Raw genomic sequence first — 23424 nt, forward strand, 5'->3', positions numbered from 1 at the left:
TCAACTCAAGTTATGTCGCCAAAGGCGCGGCGCCGGGTGTTTGTTTGCAAGCCCGGGATGATACGATCAGGGTTGGCATTATGACATATTCTTCCGCTGTTTGCCGATTTTTCATGGCCGCATCTCTTGCAATGGGTCTTGCCGCCGGCCATGCCGCGGCGGCCGACAAGGGCAATCCCGAGGCCAAACGCATCGTTTCGGTCGGCGGCACGATCACGGAAATTCTCTACGCGCTTGGCGCCGAAGACCGTATCGTTGCACGGGATTCCACCAGCTTCTATCCCGATGCTGCGAATTCCAAGCCGGATGTCGGTTATATGCGGGCGCTTTCTGCGGAAGGCGTTCTCAGTCAGAAGCCCGACCTCATCCTGATGGAGGAGGGCTCCGGCCCGCCGCCCGTGCTTGAAATACTGAAAGCAAGCGAGGTGCCCATGGTGGTGGTCCCGACGCCGCCCGAGGCCGACAAGATCGGCCAGAAAATCCGCGACGTGGGCGCCGCCGTAGGCCTTTCCGACAAGGCCGAGGCGCTGGCGGCCAAGACGGAAGCGGACCTCAAGAAACTCGCCGAAGACGTTTCGAAAGTTCCTGGGCCGAAAAAGAAAGTGCTCTTCGTCCTGTCGCTCTCGAACGGCCGTGTGATGGCCGGTGGTGCCGACACGGAAGCCGGTGCGGTGATAGAAATGGCCGGCGGCATCAATGCCGCGCCGACGATCAACGGCTACAAGCCGCTCGCCGACGAGGCGGTGATCGCCGCCCAGCCGGACGTGATCCTTTCCATGTCGCGCGGCGATCACAAACTTACACCGGAACAGGTCTTCGCCGTTCCTTCCATGCAGACGACGCCGGCAGCCGCCAACAAGGCGCTCATCTCCATGGACGGCCTGCTGCTGCTCGGCTTCGGTCCGCGCACGCCTGAGGCCGCCCGCGCGCTTGCCGCGCAGATCTATCCGGGAGCGATCAACTGATGAAAGCGCTGGCGCTGGCCTTTCGCCCGGCAAGCAGCGGCGACCGGACGCAGCAGGGTGTCCTGGTCCTCATCCTGCTTGCGGTGATCCTCGTCGTCGCCTGCCTCATCTCGCTCGGCGTCGGTCCGACCGGCGTCGGCCTTCGCGATCTCTGGGCCTACGCGACCGGCAACGCTGCAAGCCTTTCGGCGCAGGAGCGGGTAATCCTCGAGGCCGTGCGCCTGCCGCGCACGGCGCTCGGGCTGCTGGTGGGCGCGGGGCTCGCCGTTTCCGGCGCGATGATGCAGGGCCTCTTTCGCAATCCGCTCGCCGATCCCGGCATCGTCGGCGTGACGTCGGGCGCCGGGTCGGCTGCGGTCGCGGCGATCGTACTCGGCAATACGGTGCTGGCGCCCGTCGCCATGCTGCTCGGCAACCAGTTCCTGCCGCTAATGGCTTTCTTCGGTGGCCTTTTCAACACCTGGATGCTCTATCTGATCGCAACCCGCGACGGCCGGACGTCGACCACTACACTCATCCTGTCCGGCATCGCGATAGGTGCTCTTTCAGCGGCGATCATGGGCCTCATGATCGTCATGGCCGACGACCGGCAACTCCGTGACATCACCTTCTGGAGCCTCGGCTCGCTCGGTGGGGCCACCTTCGGTCGCGTGCTCTCGATCCTGCCGTTCATCGCCATCGTGCTCGCCATCATGCCCTTCGTGGCGCGAGGGCTCGACGCTCTGATCCTGGGCGATGCTGCCGCCTTTCACATGGGCATCCCGGTGCAGAGGCTGAAGACGATCGTCATCGTGGCGGTGGCTGCCGCCTGCGGTTCGACGGTCGCAGTGGCGGGTTCCATCGGTTTCGTCGGCATCGTCGTGCCGCATCTCCTGCGTCTCGCCATGGGGCCGTCCCACCGTTTCCTGCTACCGGGGTCGGCCCTCGGAGGCGGGGCGCTACTGCTCATCGCAGACAGCGTGGCACGTACCGTCGCCGCGCCTGCGGAACTGCCGATCGGCGTCATCACGGCGCTCTTCGGTGCACCGGTCTTCCTCTTCCTGCTCATCGGGAAGAAGGGAGTGAGCATGCGGGACATGCCATGATTTCGGGCGAACACATTACCGTCGCCCGCTCGGGCCGCAAGCTTCTCGACAATGTCGGGATCGACCTCAGGCCTGGTCGGTTTACCGTGATCATCGGTCCGAATGGCGCCGGCAAATCGACGCTGATGAAGGTGGTATCCGGCGAGATGAAGCCGGATACGGGTTTCATCTCCTACTACGGAACGAGTATCGGTCTTTGCCAGCCGGCCGAGCTTGCCAGGCGTCGGGCCGTGCTGCCGCAGGCAACACAGCTTGCCTTCCCCTTCACGGCACTTGAAATCGCCCGCATGGGCGCGGTGGCGCAGGGGGCGCTGAACCCGACCGAGCAGGCGCGGCAGGCGCTCGCCAAAGTCGGATTGCGCGGTTTCGAAAGCCGGCCCTATCCGTCGCTCTCCGGCGGCGAACAGCAGCGGGTGCAGTTTGCCCGGGCGCTTGCCCAGGTACCCCAGCCAATTGCCGATGGCATACCGCGCGCGCTCTTCCTTGATGAGCCGACTGCAAGCCTTGACCTCGGTCACCAGATTTCGGTGCTGGAGATCGCCCGCGATTTCGCGAGTGCCGGCGGAATCGTGCTCGCCATCCTGCACGACCTTAATCTCGCTGCGGAATTTGCCGATCAACTTGTGGTGCTGAACCACGGCAAGATCGTTGCGGAAGGCGCCTGTGCGGAGACGGTCAATGACGAGATCATCGCCAGCGTCTATGGGATTGCCGGCGCGGTCGGGCGGCTGCCGGCCGAACATATCCCATATGTGCTGCCGCAATCGCGGCATCGCTGACCCTCGCCGACCTCAGGCACCGGGTTCCGGACGGGTGACCACGAAAATCGCCGGACCGATCATCAGGGCTGCGACCAGGGTAGCACGCCAGAAGGGCGGCGACGTCCCGAACCAGAAGATGGCATAGCTGACGCTCATCATCACGACCGCGGCGATTTTCGCCTTCCGCGGGATCGCACCCTTTTCCCGCCAGTCCCTGAGCGGCGGGCCAAATTTCGGGTGTTCGAGCAGCCATGCTTCGAGCTTCGGCGAGGAGCGCGCAAAGCAGGCGACCGCAAGCAGCAGAAAGGGCGTCGTGGGCAGGACCGGCAGGAAAACGCCAATCACGCCGACAGCTACGAAGAACCAGCCGAGACTGAGAAGCAGGGGACGCATGAATGACCTACAGTAAATCCTGAGCAGGATAGAGAAGTTTGAAGGCCGAGTCTCGACAAATTTGTGCAGTGCGATTGACCGCGCAGTCTGCCCTTCCCATTTGTTTCATGCCCGTTATAGTGCCCGCCGGTTTCAACAGCCTTCAGGAGACATGATGTCGAAGAAGAAAGTGCTCGTGGTCGGCGGAGCCGGCTATATCGGCTCCCACACGTGTCTGGTGCTGGCGGAGCGGGGCTACGAGCCCATCGTCTTCGACAACCTCTCCAATGGCCATGCGGAATTCGTCCGCTGGGGACCGCTGGAAGAAGGCGATATCCGCGATCGCGCGCGCCTCGACGAGGTTTTCGCAAAATATAAGCCGGATGCGGTTCTGCATTTCGCGGCGCTGATCGAGGTGGGGGAATCGGTCAAGAACCCGGTCGGCTTCTACGACAACAATGTCATCGGTGCGCTCACGCTGCTGTCGGCGGCGATGGATGCGGGCGTGAAGGCCTTCGTCTTCTCCTCGACCTGCGCCACCTATGGCCTGCCTGACCGCGTGCCGATGGACGAGACGCACAAGCAGGCGCCGATCAATCCTTATGGTCGCACCAAGTTCATCATCGAGCAGGCGCTTAAGGATTACGGTCAGTACAAGGACCTGAAGTCCGTCATGTTGCGCTATTTCAACGCCGCCGGCGCCGATTTCGAGGGCCGGATCGGCGAATGGCATACACCGGAAACGCACGCCATCCCGCTGGCGATCGAGGCCGCACTCGGCCGCCGCCAGGGCTTCAAGGTGTTCGGTGACGATTACGATACCCGCGACGGCACTTGCGTGCGCGACTATATCCATGTGCTGGATCTGGCCGATGCCCATGTCCGCGCCGTCGACTATCTGCTCGCGGGCGGCGAGACGATGGAACTCAATCTCGGCACCGGCACCGGCACGACGGTGAAGGAACTGTTGGCGGCGATTTCCGAGGTGTCCGGGAAACCTTTCCCGGTGGAATATGTCGGAAGGCGCGAGGGCGATTCCACGTCGCTCGTCGCCAATAACGACAAGGCGAAGGCTGTACTCGGCTGGGAGCCGCAATATACGCTCGCAGACATCATCCGTTCCGCCTGGAACTGGCATTCGCGCAGCAATCACGTTCTGAACTAGGAAGGCCCGTCATGGCAAAATTGGTCCACTCGATGATCCGGGTGCTGGATGAGGCGCGTTCGGTCGATTTCTATGAGAAAGCTTTCGGCCTCAAGATCGCCGAGCGGGTGCCGTTCGACGGATTCACACTGATCTACATGGCCAATCGGGAGACCGGATTCGAGCTGGAACTGACGGTCAATGCCGGCCAGGGAGAGGCTTACGACCTCGGCAACGGTTACGGGCATCTCGCCGTCTCGGTCGAGGATATCGATGCGGAATACAGGCGCTTTGTCGATCTCGGGTTGCCGGTTGGCAAACTTGTGGACATGCAGCATAACGGCAAGCCGTTTGCGCGGTTCTTCTTCGTCACCGATCCTGATGGCTATAAGATCGAGGTCCTGCAGCGAGGCGGCCGGTTCCAATAGGAGAACAAGCGATGGCGGAGGGCGAGGTCAGGCTCGAGGAAAGCTGGAAGCACGTGCTCGGGCCGGAATTCGAAAATCCTTACATGAGCGAACTGAGGCGTTTCCTCGTCGCCGAGAAGCAGGCGGGCAAGCGGATATTTCCCAAGGGCAGCGAATACTTCCGCGCACTCGATCTCACTCCGCTCGATCATGTGAAGGTCGTCATCCTCGGCCAGGACCCCTATCACGGCTACGGCCAGGCGCACGGGCTCTGCTTCAGCGTCAGGCCGGGCGTGCGCATCCCGCCCTCGCTCGTCAACATCTACAAGGAGATGGAAACCGATCTCGGCATCCGACCGGCCAATCACGGTTTCCTGGAGCATTGGGCAAGCCAGGGCGTGCTTCTCCTGAACAGCGTACTGACGGTCGAGGAGGCGCGGGCGGCCTCGCATCAGGGGCGGGGATGGGAACGCTTCACCGATGCCGTCATCCGCGCCGTCAACGAGGATTGCGACGGCGTCGTCTTCATGCTCTGGGGCTCCTATGCCCAGAAGAAAGCGGCCTTCGTCGATACGAAAAAACACCTTGTGCTCAAGGCCCCGCATCCTTCGCCGTTGTCGGCCCATAACGGTTTTTTTGGCTGCGGGCATTTTTCCAAGGCCAACGACTTCCTGATTTCGCGCGGTAAGGAACCGATCGACTGGCAATTGCCCGAGCGTGTAACTGTGAACAATTAACCGCTCGCCATCTTCGAAAAGTGAACAATGCGTTCGGATAGGGCAGTCTATCCAATCCGCACCCGATCGACCAAATAATGCCCCAGACAACGGCTCTCTGAGCCAGAAAGGGGTTTGAAATGCTCGACCAGATCAAGGGCCTCCACCACGTCACATCGATGGCTGCGAGCGCCGGTATCAACAACAGGTTCTTCACCGATACGCTTGGGCTTCGCCGGGTCAAGAAGACCGTCAATTTCGATGCGCCTGATGTCTACCATCTCTATTACGGCGACGAAGTGGGTACGCCCGGTTCGGTGATGACCTATTTCCCGTTCCCGCATATCGCCCGCGGCCGCCCCGGCACCGGCGAAGTGGGCACCACGCTCTTTTCGGTCCCGGAAGGTTCGTTCGGCTACTGGACCGACCGGCTGAGCAAGGCAGGCGTCGACGGTTTGAAGACCGACAGCGCCTTCGGAGAAAACCGGCTGTATTTCGCAGGCCCGGACGGCGATGGCTTCGCGCTCGTTGAAGTCAAGGACGATCCGCGTGCGCCCTGGACCGGCAACGGCGTTGGCGAGGACAATGCGATCCGCGGTTTCCATTCCGCTTCGCTGAGGCTTCGCGACGAGGGTGCCACCGGTGAACTGCTGAAATACATGGGTTACAGCCAGATCGATGCGAAGGACGGCGTTACGCGCTTCGGTATCCCCGGCGGCAACGGCGCCGACTTCATCGACATCGAAACCATGCCCAACATCGCGCATGCTCATCTCGGCGCCGGCTCGGTCCACCATATCGCCTTTGCGGTCGAAAACCGCGAAAAGCAGCTCGAAGTCCGCAAGGCGCTGATGGAAACCGGCTACCAGGTAACCCCGGTCATCGACCGCGATTACTTCTGGGCGATCTATTTCCGCACGCCGGGCGGCGTGCTGTTCGAGGTTGCCACCAACGAGCCCGGCTTCAACCGGGACGAGGATACGGCCCATCTCGGCGAAGCGCTGAAGCTGCCGAAGCAGCATGCGCATCTGAGAGAAGCTCTCGAACAGCATCTCGAACCGATCGAATAATCCGGCAAAGGCGGGCCGAAAACGCAAGGCGTCTTCGGCCTGCCACCGGGATCAAGCAGATTTCAGGAGAATCCAATGAGTTACGACAGCTACGTGCACCGGGCAAAGGCCGGTGCACCCGGATCGCCGATCCTGTTCGTCTTCCATGGCACCGGCGGCGACGAGAACCAGTTCTTCGATTTCGGCGGCAGGCTTTTGGCCGGTGCCACGGTGATCTCGCCGCGCGGCGACGTGTCCGAACACGGCGCCGCCCGTTTCTTCCGGCGCAAGGCGGAAGGCGTCTACGATTGCGACGATCTGGCGCGCGCCACCGAGCGGATGAGCGAGTTCGTGGCCGCCAACCGCGACCGCTACGAATCCTCGACCGTGCTCGGCCTCGGCTTCTCGAACGGTGCGAACATTCTCGCCAATATCATGATCGAGAAGCCCGGCCTGTTCGAGGCGGGTGTCTTGATGCATCCGCTGATCCCGTTTTCGCCGAAGGACCGCAAGGTCGGTGAAAAGGCGCATGTGCTGATCACGGCCGGCGAGAACGACCCGATCTGCCCGGTGCCGCAAACGGTGGCGCTTGCCGACTATCTCAAGCGGCAGGGCGATACGGTGACGCTCGAATGGCACGGCGGCGGCCACGAAATCCGGCCGAACGAGATCGAAGCCATCAAGACGTTTTTCACGCCTTACGGGGCATAGGGGCTCAGGGACAACTCCGGGCTTGCGAGGGATAGGGGCTTGGCCGATAGTGGCCATGCCGTTTCTCTGGCTGCCCGGAGGTCTTCCATGAGCAACCATCTGAAGTTCTTCATCGACGGGACCTGGGTGAAGCCCGAAATTCCCGTCGCGCTCGATGTCATCGATCCTTCGACCGAAGAGGCCTATACGCAGATCGCGCTCGGCTCGACGATGGATGTGGACAAGGCGGTCGCCGCCGCAAAGGCCGCATTCACCTCCTTTTCCCAATGGTCGAAGGATGAGCGGCTGGCGCTTCTCAAGCGCATCCTTGCCGAATATGAAAAGCGCTACGAAGACATAGCCCAGGCCGTCTCACGGGAGATGGGTGCGCCGCTCGGTTTTGCCCGCGAGGCGCAGGCAGCGGCCGGCAAGGGGCATCTCGGCGCCACGATCGAGGCGCTGGAGAGATACGAATTCACGGAAAGACGTGGCACGACCACGGTCGTCAAGGAGCCGATCGGCGTCTGTGCTCTGATCACACCCTGGAACTGGCCGCTTAACCAGATCACCTGCAAGGTAGGCCCTGCGATCGCCGCCGGCTGCACCATGGTGCTCAAACCTTCAGAGATCGCGCCGATTTCCGGCGTCATCTTCGCCGAGGTGATGGAGGCGGCCGGCACGCCGAAGGGCGTCTTCAACCTCGTCAACGGCACAGGGCCGGACGTGGGGCAGGTGATGGCCGGCCATCCGGACGTGGACATGGTCTCCTTCACCGGCTCGACCCGCGCCGGCATCATCGTCGCCAAGACGGCTGCCGATACGGTGAAGCGCGTCGCGCAGGAGCTCGGCGGCAAATCTCCCAATATCATCCTGCCGGATGCTGATTTCGAAAAAGCTGTGACGGAGGGAGTGACTGCGTGCTTCGGCAATTCGGGCCAGTCCTGCGATGCGCCGACCCGCATGCTGGTGCCGGCGACGCGGCATAGCGAGGCGCTTGAGATTGCCAAGACTGCTGCGGAGAAGCTCAAGACCGGCGATCCGCGCGCCGACGGCACCGATCTCGGCCCGGTCGTCAGCCAGACGCAGTTCGACAAGATCCAGCGGCTGATCGAGGCCGGCATTTCCGAGGGCGCGACGCTCGTCACCGGCGGACCGGGCCGCCCCGAGGGGCTCAATCGCGGCTATTACGTGCGGCCGACCGTGTTCGGTCATGTCACCAACGACATGACCATTGCCCGCGAGGAGATTTTCGGGCCGGTGCTTTCCGTTCTTTCCTACGAGACGGAAGAGCAGGCGATCGAGATCGCCAATGATACGCCCTACGGGCTTGCCGCCTATATTCAGGGTGAACTCGGTCATGCCCGCGAGGTGGCGTCACGCCTGCGCGCCGGTTCCGTCTACATCAACTATCCCGAATGGGACCTTTTCGCACCCTTCGGCGGCTACAAGCAGTCAGGCAACGGTCGCGAATATGCCGACTGGGGCATACACGACTTCCTCGAAATCAAGGGGATCGTCGGTTACGGCGATTGAGCGGGCCGTTGTCAGATATGCGGCTCGGAAAAGGCGGTGCAGGCGCCGACATCCTTCCAGACCGGTTGCCTGCCGGCTTTCTTCGCCTTGCGGTCCGCGAACATGAGATAGAGATCGAGCTGGCGATCACGGATGCCCGGAATGAGGCTGGTGAGCGAGAAGGGCAGCGGCGTAAAGGGATTGGCGCGATGATAGGCGTGCAGTTCCACCCGGGTCGTGTGCCTGTCGCTGACGGCACGCGAATGGAAGGCATAGGTATCGGCCACCACTAGCGTGTTGGCAGGCACCGCCACCTTCTGCGGCGCGAAGTCGCCAAGCTCCGACAGTTCCGCGGGCGTGATGCGGAACGATCCGTCCGCGTGATGCGTGCGCTTGTCCGAATTGGCCAGCAGGCTTTGCCGGTATTCCCAGTCCAGCCGCTTTTCGGTGAGTTTGTGGCTCCCGGGCACGAATACGAATGGTCCGTCGTCCGGGCCGACGTCCTCCAGAAACAGCCAGGCCTTGGACGTCGAGTGAAAAGTATCCGCATGCAAGGCGGTCTGCGGATCGGCCTGCTTGATTGCCGGTTCCGCGATGACGGACTGAATGAAATAGACCGGATCGCCTCCGGCGCCTCCCACATAACGGATGAGGCCGGCAATGGACGGATCGCGGCTGAAGCGCGCCAGATCCGGCATCTTCGCCAGAAGCTGCGGATTGATGGGGATCATCCGCGTCACCGCCTGTCCCTGGCGCATCTCGCGGGCGGGCAGCGGCTCGTTCTGAAGGAAATCACGGATGCGCTGGAAGACGTCTGCGGGGAGGGCGTTTTCCCGGATGACGAAACCGTTGCGATCGAAGGCTGCTCTCTCCTCGGCGCTCACCGATAAGCCGAGCAATTTGCGACGGTAGTTGGCCATGCGGGCGGCGAGGCGGACGCGTTCGCGATGCAGGCCGAGTTCATTGAGGCGGGGATGCCCGAGCAGCGGATTCTTGCGAAAGGATTTCTCACTGCCGAAAATGCCGAGGGCAAAAGCCGGATAACGCCACCATTGGGCGACAGCGCGCGACATGGATCTCCCCTCCTTTGTCCCTGCATAATCCCTGATGAAGGATAATCAGAAAGAGGGGCGAGGCAAGAGGCCCGGAAATCGCGTGCCCTCTTCAACGGCGCCCCTGAAATGTTGCCGGCGTGGCATAACATCACCGATGCCTTGAATCCAGTGGAGAGAATCGATTTGCTGGTTTACCGTCCGATGCATCCAGCACGAACCGAAGAGCTTGCCCCCATGAATCGTGTTTTCAATCCTCCTTCCGTGCGCAAGCCGTTCGGTGCCTACAATCATGGACTTCTGGTGCCGCCAGGCGCGAGCCTGCTGGTGACTTCCGGCCAACTTGGCATTTCGCCTGACGAGAAAATACCGTCGGACGTGACCAGGCAGGCGGAGCTTTGTTTCCAGGCGATCGGCGCGATTCTGAAAGAGGCGGGCATGACCTATGCGGACGTCATCCGCATTTCCGGCTTCGTGACGAGCCGCGAAGACTTTCCAGCCTATATGGCGGTGCGCGACCGCTACACGCTCGACCCGAAGCCGGTGTCGACGCTCATCATCGTCAGTGGCTTCACCCGGGCGGAATTCCTGGTCGAAGTGGAAGTGACAGCCGCCAAGGTGTTTTGAGCGCCGTCAAAATTCGACAACAGATATAATCCTTGCCTGCCGTCGCGGGGGAACTTGCGGCATATCGGGAGGAATCCGGAAGGTCCGCAATTTGGCACTTGTTGAAATATCGGGAAATACCGCGTTTATTTCAGCGAGGTGGTCCTTTGAAATCTGCGATCTTTCGCAGGCACCTTTCTCGTTCCAGAGACGTCTTGCAATGCCGCTGCTCACGGCAGAAGTCACTGCTTCTCCGGCAAGGTCGTTCCTTGCCACCTTCCTTTCATCGATGAGGGCATGGATGGCCTCCCCAACGATCCTGGCTGACTCGTCGAAGTCGACATCGCGCAGGTCTTGAAAGCGGGCGTCCGGAGCCTCGTCCACGAGGCAATGCCTCGCCACGAAAAGCCAGTCGTGAATCATGTAGGCCGGCGCATAGCCCCAGGGTGAAAGTCCCTTGAACATCTGGGCGATCTTGGGGATGGAGCCGCCGTCGGTATACATGACGCCCGGCTTTATGGCACCCGCCGTGCGGCTGCCCGAAGGCCGCGTGAAGGTGAGCTCATTTCCGGGAGCCGGGACAAAGACAAACTTGCCGTCTCCGCTGGAATTGCCTTCGCCGACCCACATGACAAAGAGCTTGCCGCTGAAGGAGCCGGGTTTCAGATCACGATAGTAAATCGTTCCGCAGCCGACCAAAACAAGCAAGGCAATACAAGCCGCATAAATGCCTTTTTGCATCTATCTGCCCCCTCCGTTTGGGGATATTGCCTCAGCTATACTTCGGATGCAACTATAGGTGATTTTTGTTTTATTTGCCCTTTATTGCTGTATCTGCTTCCGGTCATGCCACACGCGGATCTGCGACGTGATCCTTTCCTGCGGATTACGGCTCATCGTCGCCGTTAGGAAGAAGCTCAGTACCCGCAGCTTCTGAGCTGGGCCTCGTACCGTTCGGCCATGGCGGCCGATTTCTGTGCCGCCCGTCGCGTGCCGGAGGAGAACTGGCCGCGCGAATAGCCCGCCTGGCCGGAATAATAGGCAAGGTAGAGATTGTAGCTGTCGGTGAGCGGAATGCCGTTCTTTACATGGCTCTGGTTGTGATACCAGCCGACGAAATGGATGGCGTCGCCGAAATCGCTGCGGCTTGCCCTCCAGCGGCCTGTCTCCTTCTTGTACTGGAGCCAGGTGCCGTCGAGCGCCTGCGCATAGCCGTAGGCGGAAGAAACGCGGCCCCACGGGATAATGCCGAGGACATATTTGCGCGGCGGCTTGGCATAGGGCCGGAAGCCGGATTCCACGTAGATCGTCGCCATCAGGGTCGGCACCGGCACCCCGAATTCCCGTTCCGCCGCCTTGGCCTGGCGCGACCAGTTGTTGAAGAGGCCGTCCTTCTGCTCGAAGATCGCGCAGGCATTCGTGACCCGGCTCGGCGCGGAGGCGCAGGCGGTCAGTGTGAGGGCCATGAGGGCGATGAAAAACGCAATACGCATCGCTTAATCTCTCAAGTTCGAGAGATTAATAACCGGTAAAATTTAAGGAAAAGTTTAGTGGCTGATATGGGCCGCAGATTCTCCACGCCCCACCAGCCAGTTGCGGACGATGACGCCAAGCGCAGTCGTTGCGGCAATACCTTCCAGGCCGAGCCCGATTGCCGGCGCGACGAGGCCAAGCAGACCGAAGATGAGGAGCGCATAACGGGAGAAGCCGTTACAGGCAAAGCGGTCGCGCACAAACCAGAGGCTTGCGTAATAGATGGCGACGGGGATCGCCACCGCATAGTCACCGACGAGAAGCGGCACCTCCGAATGATGGGTGATGATGTCGACCAGCGCGGCAAAGCCTGCCCCGACGGCCGCCCCGGACGCGAAAATGAAGAAGTGGCCGTAACCCCATAACAACGACCGGCTGAGCTTGCGGGAGCCGAGATGTTCCTGGCGGGCGAAATAGGCCCACCAGAGCGCGAAGACAATGACGAGTGCCGAAAGCGCCGTGTGCACCAGCATGATGTCGAAATGGCCAGCCACCTGCCTGAGCGCCATGGAGCCGGAGAGCAACGTTTCTCCCAGCACGATGATGTTCAAAAGGCCGTAACGCTCGATGATATGATGGCGATGCCAGGGCGTGTTGGCGCTGAGAGGCTCCGCAATCGCGGGGACGGCTATTTCGAGAATAGCGCCGATCACGAACATGGCATAGGCCGTGCCGGTGGAGACCGGCTGCACGGCAAGGAAGGCGACCCAATAGAGTTGGGCGATGAAGATGCCGGCCGCATAGGCAAGCGCGGTGCGGCGGCGGTTGGGATCGTGATAGGCGGCGCGAAGCCAGAGGATGATCATGGCAATGCGCATGATCACATAGCCGAAGATCACCATGGTAAAATCCGGCTCTTCCGTGAAGAGTGCCGGAATGCCGGCGGCCATCGTCAGCGAGCCGCCCATGATAACCATGGTCAAGAGCCGGTAGACGACGTCGTCATTGTCGTAGGCCGAGGCGAACCAGGTGAAATTCATCCAGGCCCACCAGATGGCGAAGAAGGCCATGGCGAAGGTGATGACGCCCTGGGCGGCGTGGTTTTCCGCAATCGCATGGTGCAGGCCGGCGGCGGCAGAGGCAATCGCGATCACCGATACGAGGTCGAACAGCAATTCGAGCGAGGTCGCGACGCGGTGATGTTCGTCCGGATCGCGGGAGTGAAGGGGGCGGAGAAAACCGGCGATCGGTGAGGCTTGGTTCGTCATCGTTCGCATGTCCTTGAATCAACAGTCGAGATGACGAATAGCGCAAAAAAGCGTTCTCAAGTAAAGACCGACTCCATCGAGCAGCGGAGGGAAGATGCCGGAGGTTCTTGACACCGATCGACTGGTCTTGCGGAAGCTCAAGCGAGCCGACGTGCCTATCCTGCATCGCATCTTCGGCGATGCCGAGAGCATGCGGTATTATCCGCGCTCCAAGACCCTGGAGGAGACATTCGCCTGGTTCGAAAAGCTTGCCTTTCAAAGCTATGCGGAAAATGATTTCGGTCTTTGGGGAATCGTCGAGAAGGCGGGCGGCGAACTGATCGGCGACTGCGGGATTACGCTGCAGAAAACGCCATCAGGCTTGGAGCCGGAGATTGGCTATCATCTGCGGCGCGAATGGTTGGGGCGTGGTTATGCCATCGAGGCCGCCTCCGCCTGCCGGGACTACGGCCTCACCAAACTGAGATTCCGGCGAGTTGTCTCGATCGTCAGTCCGGAGAATGTTCCCTCCCTGCATGTGGCGGCCAGAATTCACCATCGGTGGGAGACCTATCGGACCGTGACGTCTGCGGGTGCGGACGCGGATCGGTTTCTTTTCATTTCCGAAAACGTCGACGGGCCGGAAATGACAGATGCCGGAGCCCGAATTGCTGCGGTCGAGGCTGAGGCCTTGCGTTTGCGGCGCGGTGCCCAATGCTGAAGGCAAGGAAAAATCTTGTTTCGCATAGGCTGATGTCGGCGAAGTGAAGGCTGCGGCGTCCTTGGGTGGAAGGCGCGGATGCGCTTTGAAACGCAAAGCCGGAGGAGAGAGCCAATGACGGCCAAAATCATCGTTTCGCAGTACATCTCGCTTGATGGCGTGATTGAAGACCCGGTCGGGATGGAGAATTCCGGTCTCGGTGACTGGACCGGCCCCTTCACGCGCGGGCCGGACGGCGACAAATTCAAGCGTGCGGAGCTGTTCTCCGCTTCCGCCGTGCTGCTCGGGCGCATGACCTATGACAGCTTCGCCGCCGTCTGGCCGCTGGTGAAGGACGAGGAAGGCTTTGCCGACCGGATGAACAGCATGCCGAAATTCGTCGCCTCGAACAGCCCTTCGGAAGCGGGCTGGAACAATACGACGGTGCTCTCCGGCGATGTCGTCGCGAGAGTCGGGGAGCTCAAGGAAAAGCTCGACGGCAACATCCTGATCTACGGTAGCGCAGGCCTGGTGCATTCGCTGATGCCGGTCGGGCTGATCGACCGGTATAACCTGATGGTCTATCCGACCGTGCTCGGGCGCGGCACACGGCTCTTTCCGGCGGGATATTCCGTGGCTCAGATGAAACTCATCGACGTGCGGCCGTTCAACGACGGCATCGTCCATCTGCGCTACGAGGCGTGAAGATCAGAAGCGCTCCATCTCTCGTTTCACTCTAGCGAGGAAGGCTGCGCGGGTTTCGGGCGTGCAGTTGTTCATGTCGTAATGGGCGAGAAATTTGACCGCCCTGGCCGGATTGGTCTGGACGCGCAGCACGCGCCTGGCGAGTTTCCTTGGCGGGTCGCCGGCAAGGAAGGCACGCCAGCGGGTGGCGCCATAGGTCAGCACGACCGCCACTTTCCGGATGTTGTCGAGCTTGCGGGTCAGCTTTCCACCTTCCATCTCGAAGGTCACGCCCGGCAGCCAGACGCGGTCGAAATAGCCTTTGAGCATCGCCGGCCAACCGAAATTCCAGACGGGCGTGACGATCACCAGGCCCTCCGCCTTCTGGAGCCGGTCGACATAAGGTCTCACGAGTTCCAGATTGTCGGGATAGGTGTGATAAATCATCCGGTCATGGCGGGACATGACCGGATCGAAGCCTTCCGCGTAGAGATTGCAGTCATCTACCTCATGCCCGGCTTTCCCCAAGCTCTCACGCGTCTGCTCATACAGCGCAGCGCTGTAGCTCGATTCGACCGGATGCGAGTGGAGAAGCAAAACGCGCATTAGCCGCCTGCCGCTGCAAGTCCGGGGAAGAGGTAGTTCTTGCCGGCCGAGAAATCGAAATCCGGATTATCCCAGGCGATCATCTTGCCGGGGTTCAACAGGCCTTTCGGGTCCGTTTCCTTCTTGAAGGCAAGCTGCACCACGTCCGTCTGTTTCATGCCGCCTTCCTCCAACGTGTAGCGGTGCGGGTTGAAGATCGGGCAACCGTTGTCGCGGTGGATCTGCATGATCTCCTCCAGCCGCTCCCTGGTCGTGTAGCGCACCAGGGGAAGCCCGGAGCACTGCATGCGGCCGTCGAATCTGATGAATTCCAGATGGCCCGGCACTTCGTCGCCAAAAATCTTCACCATTTTCTCGACCTTGGCAACATGGTCAGGCCCCGGATACTGGACCTGCAGATAGGTGAAGTTCGGATCGACCTTCAAGGCGCGCAATGTCGTGTGGTTCCACGCAAGTTCATAGGCATGCGGGATGCCCTTCATGCTCTCGACCTTGTCGGAACGGAAAAGGATTTCGCCCTTCTGGCGCTCGGTGAAGGCGGTGAAGGCATCCATGGAGTGGGGAGCCACCATCAGCACGCAGATCGACTGGCCGCGATGGCGGATGAACGGCTTGTGGCGCGGGAAATAGTCATAGGGGATCGGGGCTGCGATCGGCGCGATCTCCTTCACCAGGATACCGTTCTTGTGGGCGATGGCATCGCCGAAGCGTACCGCATCCATGAAGTCGTCGTAACCGACCAGCACGTCCACCCAGTCATAGGCCGGCGCCAGCGGCATCTCGACCTCGACGATGATGCCGTTGGTGCCGTAGGCGTGGGTGACCTTCTGCAGGTCCCAGGCGGTGAGGTCCAGCACGCGCGGTTCTGCTTCCATGGTGACGACGCGCAGGCGCAGGATATTGCCGAGGTCGCGCAGGCCGCCCCAATGGATCGAGCCGACGCCTCCGGAGCCGCCAGCGACGAAGCCGCCGATCGTCGCCGTCTGGGCGGTGGAGGGGTGGAAGCGCAGTTCCTGGCCGGAATGCGCTCTCGTCTGGCGGTCGAGTTCGGCGATCACGACGCCCGGCTCGGCGATCACGCGGCCCGGATGGATTTCCTTGATCCTGTTCATGTTGATGAGGTTCAGGACGATGCCGCCGGAAAGCGGCATGGCCTGGCCGTAGTTCCCGGTGCCGGCGCCACGGGGTGTGACAGGCACGCCATGGGCATAGGCGACCTGCAGGGTGCGGATCACCTCTTCTTCGGTCTTCGGCGAGACCACGAGGTCGGCGGTGACGTTTTCGAGCTCTTCCTTCAGGATCGGCGAATACCAGTAGAAATCGCGGCTCTTCTGGCGCACCAGCGCCGGATTGTCCTCCACCGCGATGCCTTCGAGCTCCTGTTTGATCTTGGCGTAATCGGCCATGCCTCAGCCTTTCATGATGATCGGGTCAAGGTCACGATAATCCGGCAGGCGACGGTCGATGCCCATGCCATTCCGCATTACGATGCGGTCGGCCTGCGGACGGGAAAGGAATTCACTCCAGCGTCTGGCGCTGAAGAGGATGAGATCGGCGGGCGCACCTTCGGCAATCACGCCGATATCGGGCCGGCCGAGAATTTCAGCAGGCGTCGAGGTGACGACGCGGGCCGAGGTCTCGAGCGGGTGGTCGAGATGCAGGATGCGGACTGCCTCCCGGAAGACTTCCACCGGGTCCATGTCGCCATAGGCATAGAACGGATCGCGGGTATTGTCGGAGGAGACGGCGGTCTTGACGCCCGCGGCAACCAGTTCATGAAACAGCGTCACACCGCGCCAGCGGGGCGTGCGGCCGTCATAGCGGTCCTGCAGGTACATGTTGCACATGGGGAGCGACACGACCGAAATCCCGGCCTCCGCGACCTTGTCGATCACGCGCTTTGCCGTCTCGTCGTCCTGCCTCGCCAGCGAGCAGCAATGGCCGACGGTGACCGCGCCCTCGAAGCGGTTGCGTTTCTTGGCGTTGGCGATCGCTTCCAGCGTGAGGACCTGTCGGTCCTCCGTCTCGTCCACATGCAGGTCGATGTCGAGGCCGTTGTCGGCTGCCGCGCGGAACAGCCGGTCGAGGATACTCTCGAAATCGGGGAGGATGCGGGTGGCGCCGCCGAGCAGCCCGCCATGACGCTTTGTCGTGGAGACGATGCCGTTGAAAACTGTCTCGTCGGGCACGCATTCCAGCGGTAACAAAGCGACTGCCTGCAGCGCGATCCTGTCCTTCCACTCCTCGCGCAGTTCCGCAAACAGCGGAAAGGAAATGTCCGGCTGCGGCGGGATCGAGTCGAGATGGGTGCGGATCAGCTTCGTGCCGTGCGCATAGGCACTTTTGAGCGAAAATTCGAAGCGGGCGCGGACGTCGTCCGCCGTCCAGTTGGCGATGCGGTCCTCTCGGACATTATCGAGCGCGCCCATGAACGTGCCGTCGGGGTTAGGGCGGCGATCCCAGAAATGCCCCTTGTCGAGATGGGTATGCATATCGACGAAGCAGGGCCAGACCATGCCGCCGCGCAGGTCTGCCTTGACGAGATCGGCAGGCGCCGTGCCGGCGGGCAGGATCTTTTCGATCCTGCCTTGAGAGACGATCAGATCCGCCGAGATCAGGCCCTCTCTTGCAGGCGCGGCAAAACCTTTCACGACAACGCCGGGCAAGGTCGCGTTGACAAGTGCGAAACGGTGGGCGTCCGGAAGCTGCATGAAGCCGGCAGTCATCAGTTCTCTCTCTTCAGGCTGCTTTCATGCCAACGGTGCAGACCGAGCCAGGCGATGAAGGAGGTGATCATAAAGATCACCACGCCGAGCATGGAAAGCAGGATCAGCGCCGCAAAGAGCCGCGGGATGTTAAGGCGATACTGGGATTCGAGCAGACGGAAGGCAAGGCCGGAACCCGCGCCCGCCGAACCCGCGGCGAATTCCGCCACCACGGCGGCGATCAGCGCCAGGCCGCCGCCGATCCTCAAACCCGTCATGAAATAGGGGAGCGAAGAGGGGAGTTTGAGATAAAGCAGCGTCTGCCAGCGGGAGGCGCCGTAGAGATCGAAAAGGTTGAGCAGGTTGTGATCGACGCTTTTCAGGCCCTGCACCATGTTGGACAGGATCGGGAAGAAGGCGACGAGGAAGGCGCAGATCAGCAATGCAACCTGCGTCGTCGGCGCATAGATCAAAATCAGCGGCGCGATCGCCACGATCGGTGTCACCTGCAGGATGACGGTGATCGGATAGAAGGCCGTTTCGATCCATTTCGACTGGACCAGGAAGATGGCAATGCCGACGCCGCCGATCAGCGCAAGCGCCAGCGCCTGCATGGTGATCTGCGTCGTGACCCAAAGGGCCGGCCAGAGCGTGCCCCAGTCGTTGTAGAGAGAATTGGCGACCGCCAGCGGCCCCGGCAGGATATATTGCGGGATGCTGTTGAGAGTGATGATGGCCTGCCAGAGCAGGATCAGCGCGATCACCACGCCAACCGGGATCAGCGTGCGCAGGAGCGTATCGCGATTACGGCCGAAAAAGCCGGGCTTTGGGGGCGCAAGGGGCGGATTGCCTTCAAGACTGGTCGTCGCCATCAGTGTTCCTCCCCGCCGATTGCTTCGAGCAGCATGTTGGAAACTTTCTCGCAGGCCTGGCGATAATCTTCCGAGGTGCGGTAATGCGCGTCGCGGCTGAGACTCGTGACCAGTGGGAAATCCGCATGCACCCGGCCGGGCCGCGCCTTCATCACCACAATGCGGTTCGAAAGATAGGCGGATTCGAAGACGGAATGGGTGACGAAGATCACAGTGATCCCCGTTTCGTGCCAAAGCCGCAGTACGTCGTCATTGAGTTTCTGGCGGGTGATCTCGTCGAGCGCCGCAAAGGGCTCGTCCATCAACAAGAGCTTCGGCTTCGTCACGAGCGCGCGGGCGATCGAGACGCGCATCTTCATGCCGCCGGAAAGTTCGCGCGGGTAGGCGCCGGCGAAATCCTGGAGGCCCACGGTCGTGAGCGTCTGCATGATCTCGCCACGGGCGGCGGATTTCGACACGCCGCGCAGCTTCAGCGGCAGGTAGACATTGCCGAACACGGTCTGCCAGGGCATCAGGGTCGGCTCCTGGAAGACGAAGGAGATGTCGCCTTCCGGCAATCCCTTGGAATTGATGCGCGAGCTTGGCCAGTCGATCGTACCCGTCGTCGTGTCGCCCAGGCCGGCGATGATCCGGAGTGCCGTCGACTTGCCGCAGCCGGAAGGACCGAGGAGGCTGACGAACTCGCCGGGTTCGACCGTCAGCGACATGTCGGAGAGTGCGAGCGTGCCGCTTGAGAACATTTTCGAGACGCCGCGCATGACGACCAGCGGGCGTCTGCGGGTGTCTCCGGGGGCTGGGATCAGCGGTGCTTGGGACGTGGTCATGCTTCACTCGATCAGAAGGGCGGCATCTGCCGCTTCATCCTCCCCTTGAAGGGGGCGGCGGTGCGTGGAGCCCCTCCTCCTTTAGGAGGAGAGGTTGGGGAGGGGTTCCGATCTCGATCAAAATCCCTCCCGCCTGCCGGCAACCCTCCCTGTGCCGGGAGGGTTAAGAATGCCGCACCGGTCACGCTATTTCTTCAGCGCCATGCCGACGCCCTTGCAGACGAACTTGGTGGAATAGGCTTTCTTGAAATCCAGGTCGGCCGGTTCAACACCGATCGCCACCATCGAGTCGAAGAACTTCTTGTAGCGCTCATCGGTGATGCAGCCGATGCCCTTTTCCAGAGCGTCGCCGGATTCGACGATGCCGTATTCCTTCATCTTGGCGATGGAATAGGCGATCTGGCCATCCGTCATTTCCGGATTGTCCTTCTTGATCAGATCGTTGGCCGCCTTGTTGTCACCGTAGAGGTAGTTGTACCAGCCCTCGATCGAAGCGTCGACGAAGCGCTGCACCACATCGGGCTTCTTGTCGATCATCTGCTGCGTGGTGGTGATCATGGTCGAGTAAGAGCCGTAACCGGCATCGGCAATCAGGAAGACCTTCGGCGCCCAGCCGGCCTGCTTTTCGATCTCATAGGGCTCGGACGTCAGATAGCCCTGCTGCGCGGACTTCTTGTCGGCGATGAAAGGGGCGGGATTGAAGGTATAGGGCTTGTACTGGTCGTCGCGGAAGCCCTGGAAATTCTTCTTCATCCACTCGAAATAGGTGACGTAGCCCTCCTTGCCCATGAAGATCGTGTCCATCTTGGCAAGGTCTTCGAATTTCTCGACGCCGGCGTCCGGATGGGCGAGCAGAACCTGCGGGTCCTTCTGGAAGATCGAGGCGACGCTGATGAGCGGGATGCCCTGCTTGACGGCATCCATATCACCAAGCGGTCCGCCCATATAGAAATCGACCTTGCCGGCGATCAGAAGCGCGCGATTGGCGGCGTTCGGTCCACCCTGGACGATGGTCACCTTCAGTCCGTGCTTCTCGTAGGTGCCGTCGGCGACGGCCTGGTAGAAGCCGCCGTGCTCGGCCTGGGCGAGCCAGTTGGTGCCATAGGAGACTTCATCGAGAGCACTTGCCGGTGTTGCCGCAAGTGCCGCCGCGAAGAGGCCGAAAGCGGCCAGAATACCCTTTATTTTCAGTGTGTTGGACATGTCGCTTCGTTCCCCTGTTAAACCTTTCGGCATCGTGAGAGCATTCCATTTACAGCATTTGTACGGTTGCGTTGCTCTTTGAAAAGCATCAAAATTCGTTCACATTGATGCCTTTCAGGCATCGGTCGAGTTTTGATCTGCCAAATTGTGCGGCATGATCAAAAAAGAAGCAATGAGGGTTGGGGTAAAATGCTGCACTCGCGAAAACTTCTCTATATCGACGAGATCGCCCGCTGCGGCTCGATCCGTAAGGCGGCGGCCCGGCTGAACGTTGCTTCCTCGGCGGTCAATCGGCAGATCCTGGCACTCGAAGAGGAATTGGGGGCGCCGATCTTCGAGCGGATGCCGCGCGGCCTGAAGCTGACGGCGGCCGGCGAGCTCTGCATCGAGCATATCCGCGAGGTGCTGAAAACCTACGAACGGATGGAGGCGCGCATCCGGGGGCTCAAGATGCCGCAGGCGGGCAAGGTGACGCTGGTTTCGACCGTCGGGCTCGCTGCCGGGCCGTTGCCGGAGATCATCGCGCGTTTCATCGCGAAGCATCCGCGCGTGCGCATCCATCTCAGGAACGACGGGCCCTCGAACACGCTCCAGCCGGTGATTTCGGGGGAGGTGGATTTCGGTCTCGGCTTCAACATCCCGGCGACGCCCGGCATCCGGACGCTTGCCAATTTCGATATCCCGATTGGCGCCGTGATGCCTCCCGGGCACCGACTGGCGGGCGAGGAGGGGCCTGTCGATCTCGCTGAGGTGGTGCAGGAGCCGCTTGTGCTCGCCCAGCCGGGCACCAGCTTGCGCAACGTCATCAATCTCGCGCTTTCGCCACTTTCCGCACCGGTCGAGCCGGTGGTCGAGACCAACGCATCGGAAATGCTGAAGAAACTCGTCAAGGCCGGCACGGGGCTGACGCTGCTCAACCCGCTTGACGTGCTGCCGGACTGCCGGCGCGGCGAACTCGTCTTCCGGCCGCTCGCCAATCCCCACGCGCGTCACCAGCCGATGAAGCTTTTCGCTCGCTCGCGCGCCACGCTCGACACGGCGACAAGCCTGTTCGTGGAATTCCTGCTATCGGAGCTTATCGCGATCGTGAGCGAGCTGGAGGCCAAGGGACATGTGCCGACGCAGGCACTGACCAGAGATGCCCAGCGCGACTAGGGTCAGCGGGAATAGAGATTGTCGAGCGAAAAGCCTTCCAATTCGCGTAGCATCTCGATGAAGCCCGCCACCTGATGGCGGCAGATGACGGCGCCCTTTTCGGCAGTGCCCTTGGAAGCATCGCCGACCACACCGTTCGGATTGAGGTCGTGCGCCAGCCATGACAGGACATGCGGCGGTGCCGGCTGGAAGAATTTCGACCTTGTCTCCGCCTTCGAGACGAAGTTCTCCGCCTTGTCCATGCGCACCAGGTCGGGGCGGAAATGCAGCATCAGCGAGGTCTCCACCTCACCGCCGTGAATGCCGAATTTCTGCTCATGATCGCTTATCAGGCCTTGCGGATGGCCGAAGCGGCCCCATTGGGTGCAAACCACCGCCATTTGATGACGGACGCGCAATTCGCGGCCGACGATGCTCATGATGTCAAGATTGCCGCCATGCGAATTGACGATGACGAGCTTTCTCACGCCTGCTTCCGCCACCTTGGCGCCGATCGCCGTCCAGGCGGGGATGAGGATTTCGGGGCCGAAGGAAAGCGTGCCGGCCCCGTAGACGTGCTCGTTGGCCTTGCCGATCTCCTGGGTCGGCAGCACGAGGATGTCGAGATCCTCCGGACGCCTGGCATTCAGTTCGGCGAGCATGCCGTTGGCGATCACCACGTCGGTTGCGACCGGAAGGTGGGGCCCGTGCTGTTCCGTCGAAGCGATCGGCAATATGGCGATGGTCTTTTCGGGCGAAAGATCAGCGAAATCGAGCGTATTGAGTTCATTCCAATAAAATGGCTTGCCCATGCTGTTCCTGCCTTTCATCCATGTTTGCGACAGGGTTAGGAGATCGAGTACGTCTCGAAAAGCATCAATTTCCGCCCGGCATGCTGCCTTTTTGCGTACGCATCGGATAATCGCCTGTCTCAAGGTGGGAAAAAAGCGGATTTCAATAAAATTGCATCTATCTGCTTAAGCGCCCCGAAAACCATCCCCGCGTATGGTTGTGCCATCAAGAGACAAGGCGGCGGCAAAGCCGTCCGATGGAAACAGGGTGCAGCGTTATGATCAAGAAGCTCATTATTTCCGCGGTCGTCCTGACGGCCCTCATCTACAGCAAGGAAGCCAATGCCGCCGGCGCCGGCGGTTTCGCCCGGTCGCTTTCGTCTATCATGGCGGCGCAGATCCATACGTCGGAAATCCCGGCCATCGAGCGTCATGAGGACGCCGATGACGCCGTGCTGATCCTGACCTTCGCCAAGCGACGCGAACTGCTGCGGGTCAACTCGGCCGTCAACGGTACGATATCCGATCTGGACGACTATTTCGACGATATCGCCGGCGGCCTCTCGCTCGATTTCGGCGTCAACGGTTGCCTGGATTGCGCCGACCTGAAGCGAGACCACCTGGTCTCGCTTGGCTGGTCTGCCAAGGCGATGCGGATTGCCTATGCGGTGAGCGAGGAAGGCCGCGTCGAGCGTGTCCTGGTGCTGGCGACAGACCGTGGCGATGTGATCCTTGGCAATGACAGCCCGGTCATCGACATGTGGGGCCAGGCGCCGCGCCTGATCCGCGGTCGCGCGCCGGCCCTCACGCGGGCCTAATACGACAT

26 protein-coding genes are annotated in these 23424 nt (G+C 61.3%); 14 read left to right on the plus strand and 12 right to left on the minus strand.

Going from position 1 to position 23424, the window contains the following annotated elements:
* The first annotated feature begins 80 nt into the window (after positions 1–80).
* From J2046_RS22305 to J2046_RS22315, 3 genes are read left to right on the plus strand one after another with little or no spacing between them, the layout of a single operon-like run.
* Positions 81–965 (plus strand): heme/hemin ABC transporter substrate-binding protein, encoded by an 885-nt coding sequence (locus tag J2046_RS22305; protein ID WP_210055690.1) that lies wholly within the window; start codon positions 81–83, stop codon positions 963–965.
* The gene (locus J2046_RS22310) at positions 965–2050 is read left to right on the plus strand and encodes a FecCD family ABC transporter permease (RefSeq protein ID WP_210055692.1); all 1086 of its coding nucleotides are present in this window, start codon (positions 965–967) and stop codon (positions 2048–2050) included. Before J2046_RS22305 ends, J2046_RS22310 begins: the two co-directional genes overlap by 1 nt.
* On the plus strand, positions 2047–2829 hold the full coding sequence (locus tag J2046_RS22315) for a heme ABC transporter ATP-binding protein (RefSeq protein ID WP_210055693.1): 783 nt from the start codon (positions 2047–2049) through the stop codon (positions 2827–2829). The genes J2046_RS22310 and J2046_RS22315 overlap by 4 nt, the downstream gene beginning before the upstream one ends.
* 12 nt (positions 2830–2841) lie before the next feature.
* Here the strand turns inward: J2046_RS22315 and J2046_RS22320 are convergent, their stop codons facing one another.
* Positions 2842–3204 carry a YbaN family protein gene (locus J2046_RS22320; protein WP_210055695.1) on the minus strand — a complete coding sequence of 121 codons (363 nt, stop codon included), beginning with the start codon at positions 3202–3204 and terminating at the stop codon, positions 2842–2844.
* Between the two features lie 154 nt (positions 3205–3358).
* Here J2046_RS22320 and galE point away from each other — a divergent pair, with 154 nt between their 5' ends.
* The 6 genes from galE (at position 3359) to J2046_RS22350 (ending at position 8722) form a co-directional block, all read left to right on the plus strand.
* Positions 3359–4348, plus strand: coding sequence for a UDP-glucose 4-epimerase GalE (gene galE / locus J2046_RS22325; RefSeq protein WP_210055697.1), 990 nt, complete (start codon positions 3359–3361; stop codon positions 4346–4348).
* An 11-nt stretch (positions 4349–4359) separates the two neighbouring features.
* On the plus strand, positions 4360–4755 hold the full coding sequence (locus tag J2046_RS22330; protein ID WP_210055699.1) for a VOC family protein: 396 nt from the start codon (positions 4360–4362) through the stop codon (positions 4753–4755).
* A gap of 11 nt (positions 4756–4766) precedes the next feature.
* Positions 4767–5471 carry a uracil-DNA glycosylase gene (gene ung / locus J2046_RS22335; RefSeq protein WP_210055701.1) on the plus strand — a complete coding sequence of 235 codons (705 nt, stop codon included), beginning with the start codon at positions 4767–4769 and terminating at the stop codon, positions 5469–5471.
* 119 nt (positions 5472–5590) lie between these two features.
* Positions 5591–6520, plus strand: a complete 930-nt coding sequence (locus tag J2046_RS22340) for a VOC family protein (RefSeq protein WP_210055702.1) — start codon at positions 5591–5593, stop codon at positions 6518–6520.
* 75 nt (positions 6521–6595) lie between these two features.
* The gene (locus J2046_RS22345; RefSeq protein ID WP_210055703.1) at positions 6596–7210 is read left to right on the plus strand and encodes an alpha/beta hydrolase; all 615 of its coding nucleotides are present in this window, start codon (positions 6596–6598) and stop codon (positions 7208–7210) included.
* Positions 7211–7297: 87 nt separating this feature from the next.
* Positions 7298–8722, plus strand: a complete 1425-nt coding sequence (locus J2046_RS22350) for an aldehyde dehydrogenase family protein (protein WP_210055704.1) — start codon at positions 7298–7300, stop codon at positions 8720–8722.
* Between the two features lie 11 nt (positions 8723–8733).
* On the opposite strand, the gene J2046_RS22355 is transcribed toward J2046_RS22350, so the two are convergent.
* On the minus strand, positions 8734–9774 hold the full coding sequence (locus J2046_RS22355) for a phytanoyl-CoA dioxygenase family protein (protein ID WP_210055705.1): 1041 nt from the start codon (positions 9772–9774) through the stop codon (positions 8734–8736).
* 216 nt (positions 9775–9990) lie between these two features.
* Here J2046_RS22355 and J2046_RS22360 point away from each other — a divergent pair, with 216 nt between their 5' ends.
* Positions 9991–10380: a RidA family protein gene (locus J2046_RS22360; RefSeq protein ID WP_210055706.1), complete on the plus strand. Its 390-nt coding sequence runs from the start codon at positions 9991–9993 to the stop codon at positions 10378–10380.
* A 6-nt stretch (positions 10381–10386) separates the two neighbouring features.
* On the opposite strand, the gene J2046_RS22365 is transcribed toward J2046_RS22360, so the two are convergent.
* The 3 genes from J2046_RS22365 to J2046_RS22375 form a co-directional block, all read right to left on the minus strand.
* A complete protein-coding gene (locus J2046_RS22365) occupies positions 10387–11100 on the minus strand; it encodes a hypothetical protein (protein WP_210055707.1) in 714 nt (237 codons plus the stop codon).
* Positions 11101–11276: 176 nt separating this feature from the next.
* Positions 11277–11852 carry a transglycosylase SLT domain-containing protein gene (locus tag J2046_RS22370; RefSeq protein ID WP_210055708.1) on the minus strand — a complete coding sequence of 192 codons (576 nt, stop codon included), beginning with the start codon at positions 11850–11852 and terminating at the stop codon, positions 11277–11279.
* A gap of 54 nt (positions 11853–11906) precedes the next feature.
* A complete protein-coding gene (locus tag J2046_RS22375) occupies positions 11907–13100 on the minus strand; it encodes a low temperature requirement protein A (RefSeq protein ID WP_210055709.1) in 1194 nt (397 codons plus the stop codon).
* Between the two features lie 94 nt (positions 13101–13194).
* On the opposite strand from J2046_RS22375, the gene J2046_RS22380 reads away from it, so the two are divergent.
* Together J2046_RS22380 and J2046_RS22385 are read left to right on the plus strand one after the other, a co-directional pair.
* Positions 13195–13800: a GNAT family N-acetyltransferase gene (locus J2046_RS22380; protein ID WP_210055711.1), complete on the plus strand. Its 606-nt coding sequence runs from the start codon at positions 13195–13197 to the stop codon at positions 13798–13800.
* Positions 13801–13914: 114 nt separating this feature from the next.
* On the plus strand, positions 13915–14484 hold the full coding sequence (locus tag J2046_RS22385; RefSeq protein WP_210055713.1) for a dihydrofolate reductase family protein: 570 nt from the start codon (positions 13915–13917) through the stop codon (positions 14482–14484).
* 3 nt (positions 14485–14487) lie between these two features.
* Here the strand turns inward: J2046_RS22385 and J2046_RS22390 are convergent, their stop codons facing one another.
* The 6 genes from J2046_RS22390 to J2046_RS22415 form a co-directional block, all read right to left on the minus strand.
* Complete coding sequence (locus J2046_RS22390) at positions 14488–15069, minus strand: NAD(P)H-dependent oxidoreductase (protein ID WP_210055714.1); 582 nt, start codon at positions 15067–15069, stop codon at positions 14488–14490.
* Positions 15069–16475, minus strand: coding sequence for an FAD-binding oxidoreductase (locus J2046_RS22395; RefSeq protein WP_210055715.1), 1407 nt, complete (start codon positions 16473–16475; stop codon positions 15069–15071). Before J2046_RS22395 ends, J2046_RS22390 begins: the two co-directional genes overlap by 1 nt.
* A 3-nt stretch (positions 16476–16478) precedes the next feature.
* Positions 16479–17795 (minus strand): cytosine deaminase, encoded by a 1317-nt coding sequence (locus J2046_RS22400; RefSeq protein WP_210055716.1) that lies wholly within the window; start codon positions 17793–17795, stop codon positions 16479–16481.
* On the minus strand, positions 17795–18646 hold the full coding sequence (locus J2046_RS22405; protein WP_210055717.1) for an ABC transporter permease: 852 nt from the start codon (positions 18644–18646) through the stop codon (positions 17795–17797). The genes J2046_RS22400 and J2046_RS22405 overlap by 1 nt, the downstream gene beginning before the upstream one ends.
* Complete coding sequence (locus J2046_RS22410) at positions 18646–19470, minus strand: ABC transporter ATP-binding protein (protein WP_210055718.1); 825 nt, start codon at positions 19468–19470, stop codon at positions 18646–18648. Before J2046_RS22410 ends, J2046_RS22405 begins: the two co-directional genes overlap by 1 nt.
* Positions 19471–19656: 186 nt before the next feature.
* Positions 19657–20673 carry an ABC transporter substrate-binding protein gene (locus J2046_RS22415; protein WP_210055719.1) on the minus strand — a complete coding sequence of 339 codons (1017 nt, stop codon included), beginning with the start codon at positions 20671–20673 and terminating at the stop codon, positions 19657–19659.
* A gap of 189 nt (positions 20674–20862) precedes the next feature.
* Here J2046_RS22415 and J2046_RS22420 point away from each other — a divergent pair, with 189 nt between their 5' ends.
* The gene (locus tag J2046_RS22420; RefSeq protein ID WP_210055721.1) at positions 20863–21828 is read left to right on the plus strand and encodes a LysR family transcriptional regulator; all 966 of its coding nucleotides are present in this window, start codon (positions 20863–20865) and stop codon (positions 21826–21828) included.
* A gap of 2 nt (positions 21829–21830) precedes the next feature.
* Here J2046_RS22420 and J2046_RS22425 read toward each other — a convergent pair whose 3' ends face one another.
* The gene (locus J2046_RS22425) at positions 21831–22619 is read right to left on the minus strand and encodes a creatininase family protein (RefSeq protein ID WP_210055722.1); all 789 of its coding nucleotides are present in this window, start codon (positions 22617–22619) and stop codon (positions 21831–21833) included.
* Between the two features lie 257 nt (positions 22620–22876).
* Between J2046_RS22425 and J2046_RS22430 the strand changes: the two genes are divergently transcribed.
* Positions 22877–23416, plus strand: coding sequence for a transglutaminase-like cysteine peptidase (locus J2046_RS22430; RefSeq protein WP_210055724.1), 540 nt, complete (start codon positions 22877–22879; stop codon positions 23414–23416).
* Positions 23417–23424 lie beyond the last annotated feature (8 nt).

The organism is Neorhizobium petrolearium (genome assembly GCF_017873175.1).
Taxonomy (GTDB): Bacteria; Pseudomonadota; Alphaproteobacteria; order Rhizobiales; family Rhizobiaceae; genus Neorhizobium; species Neorhizobium petrolearium.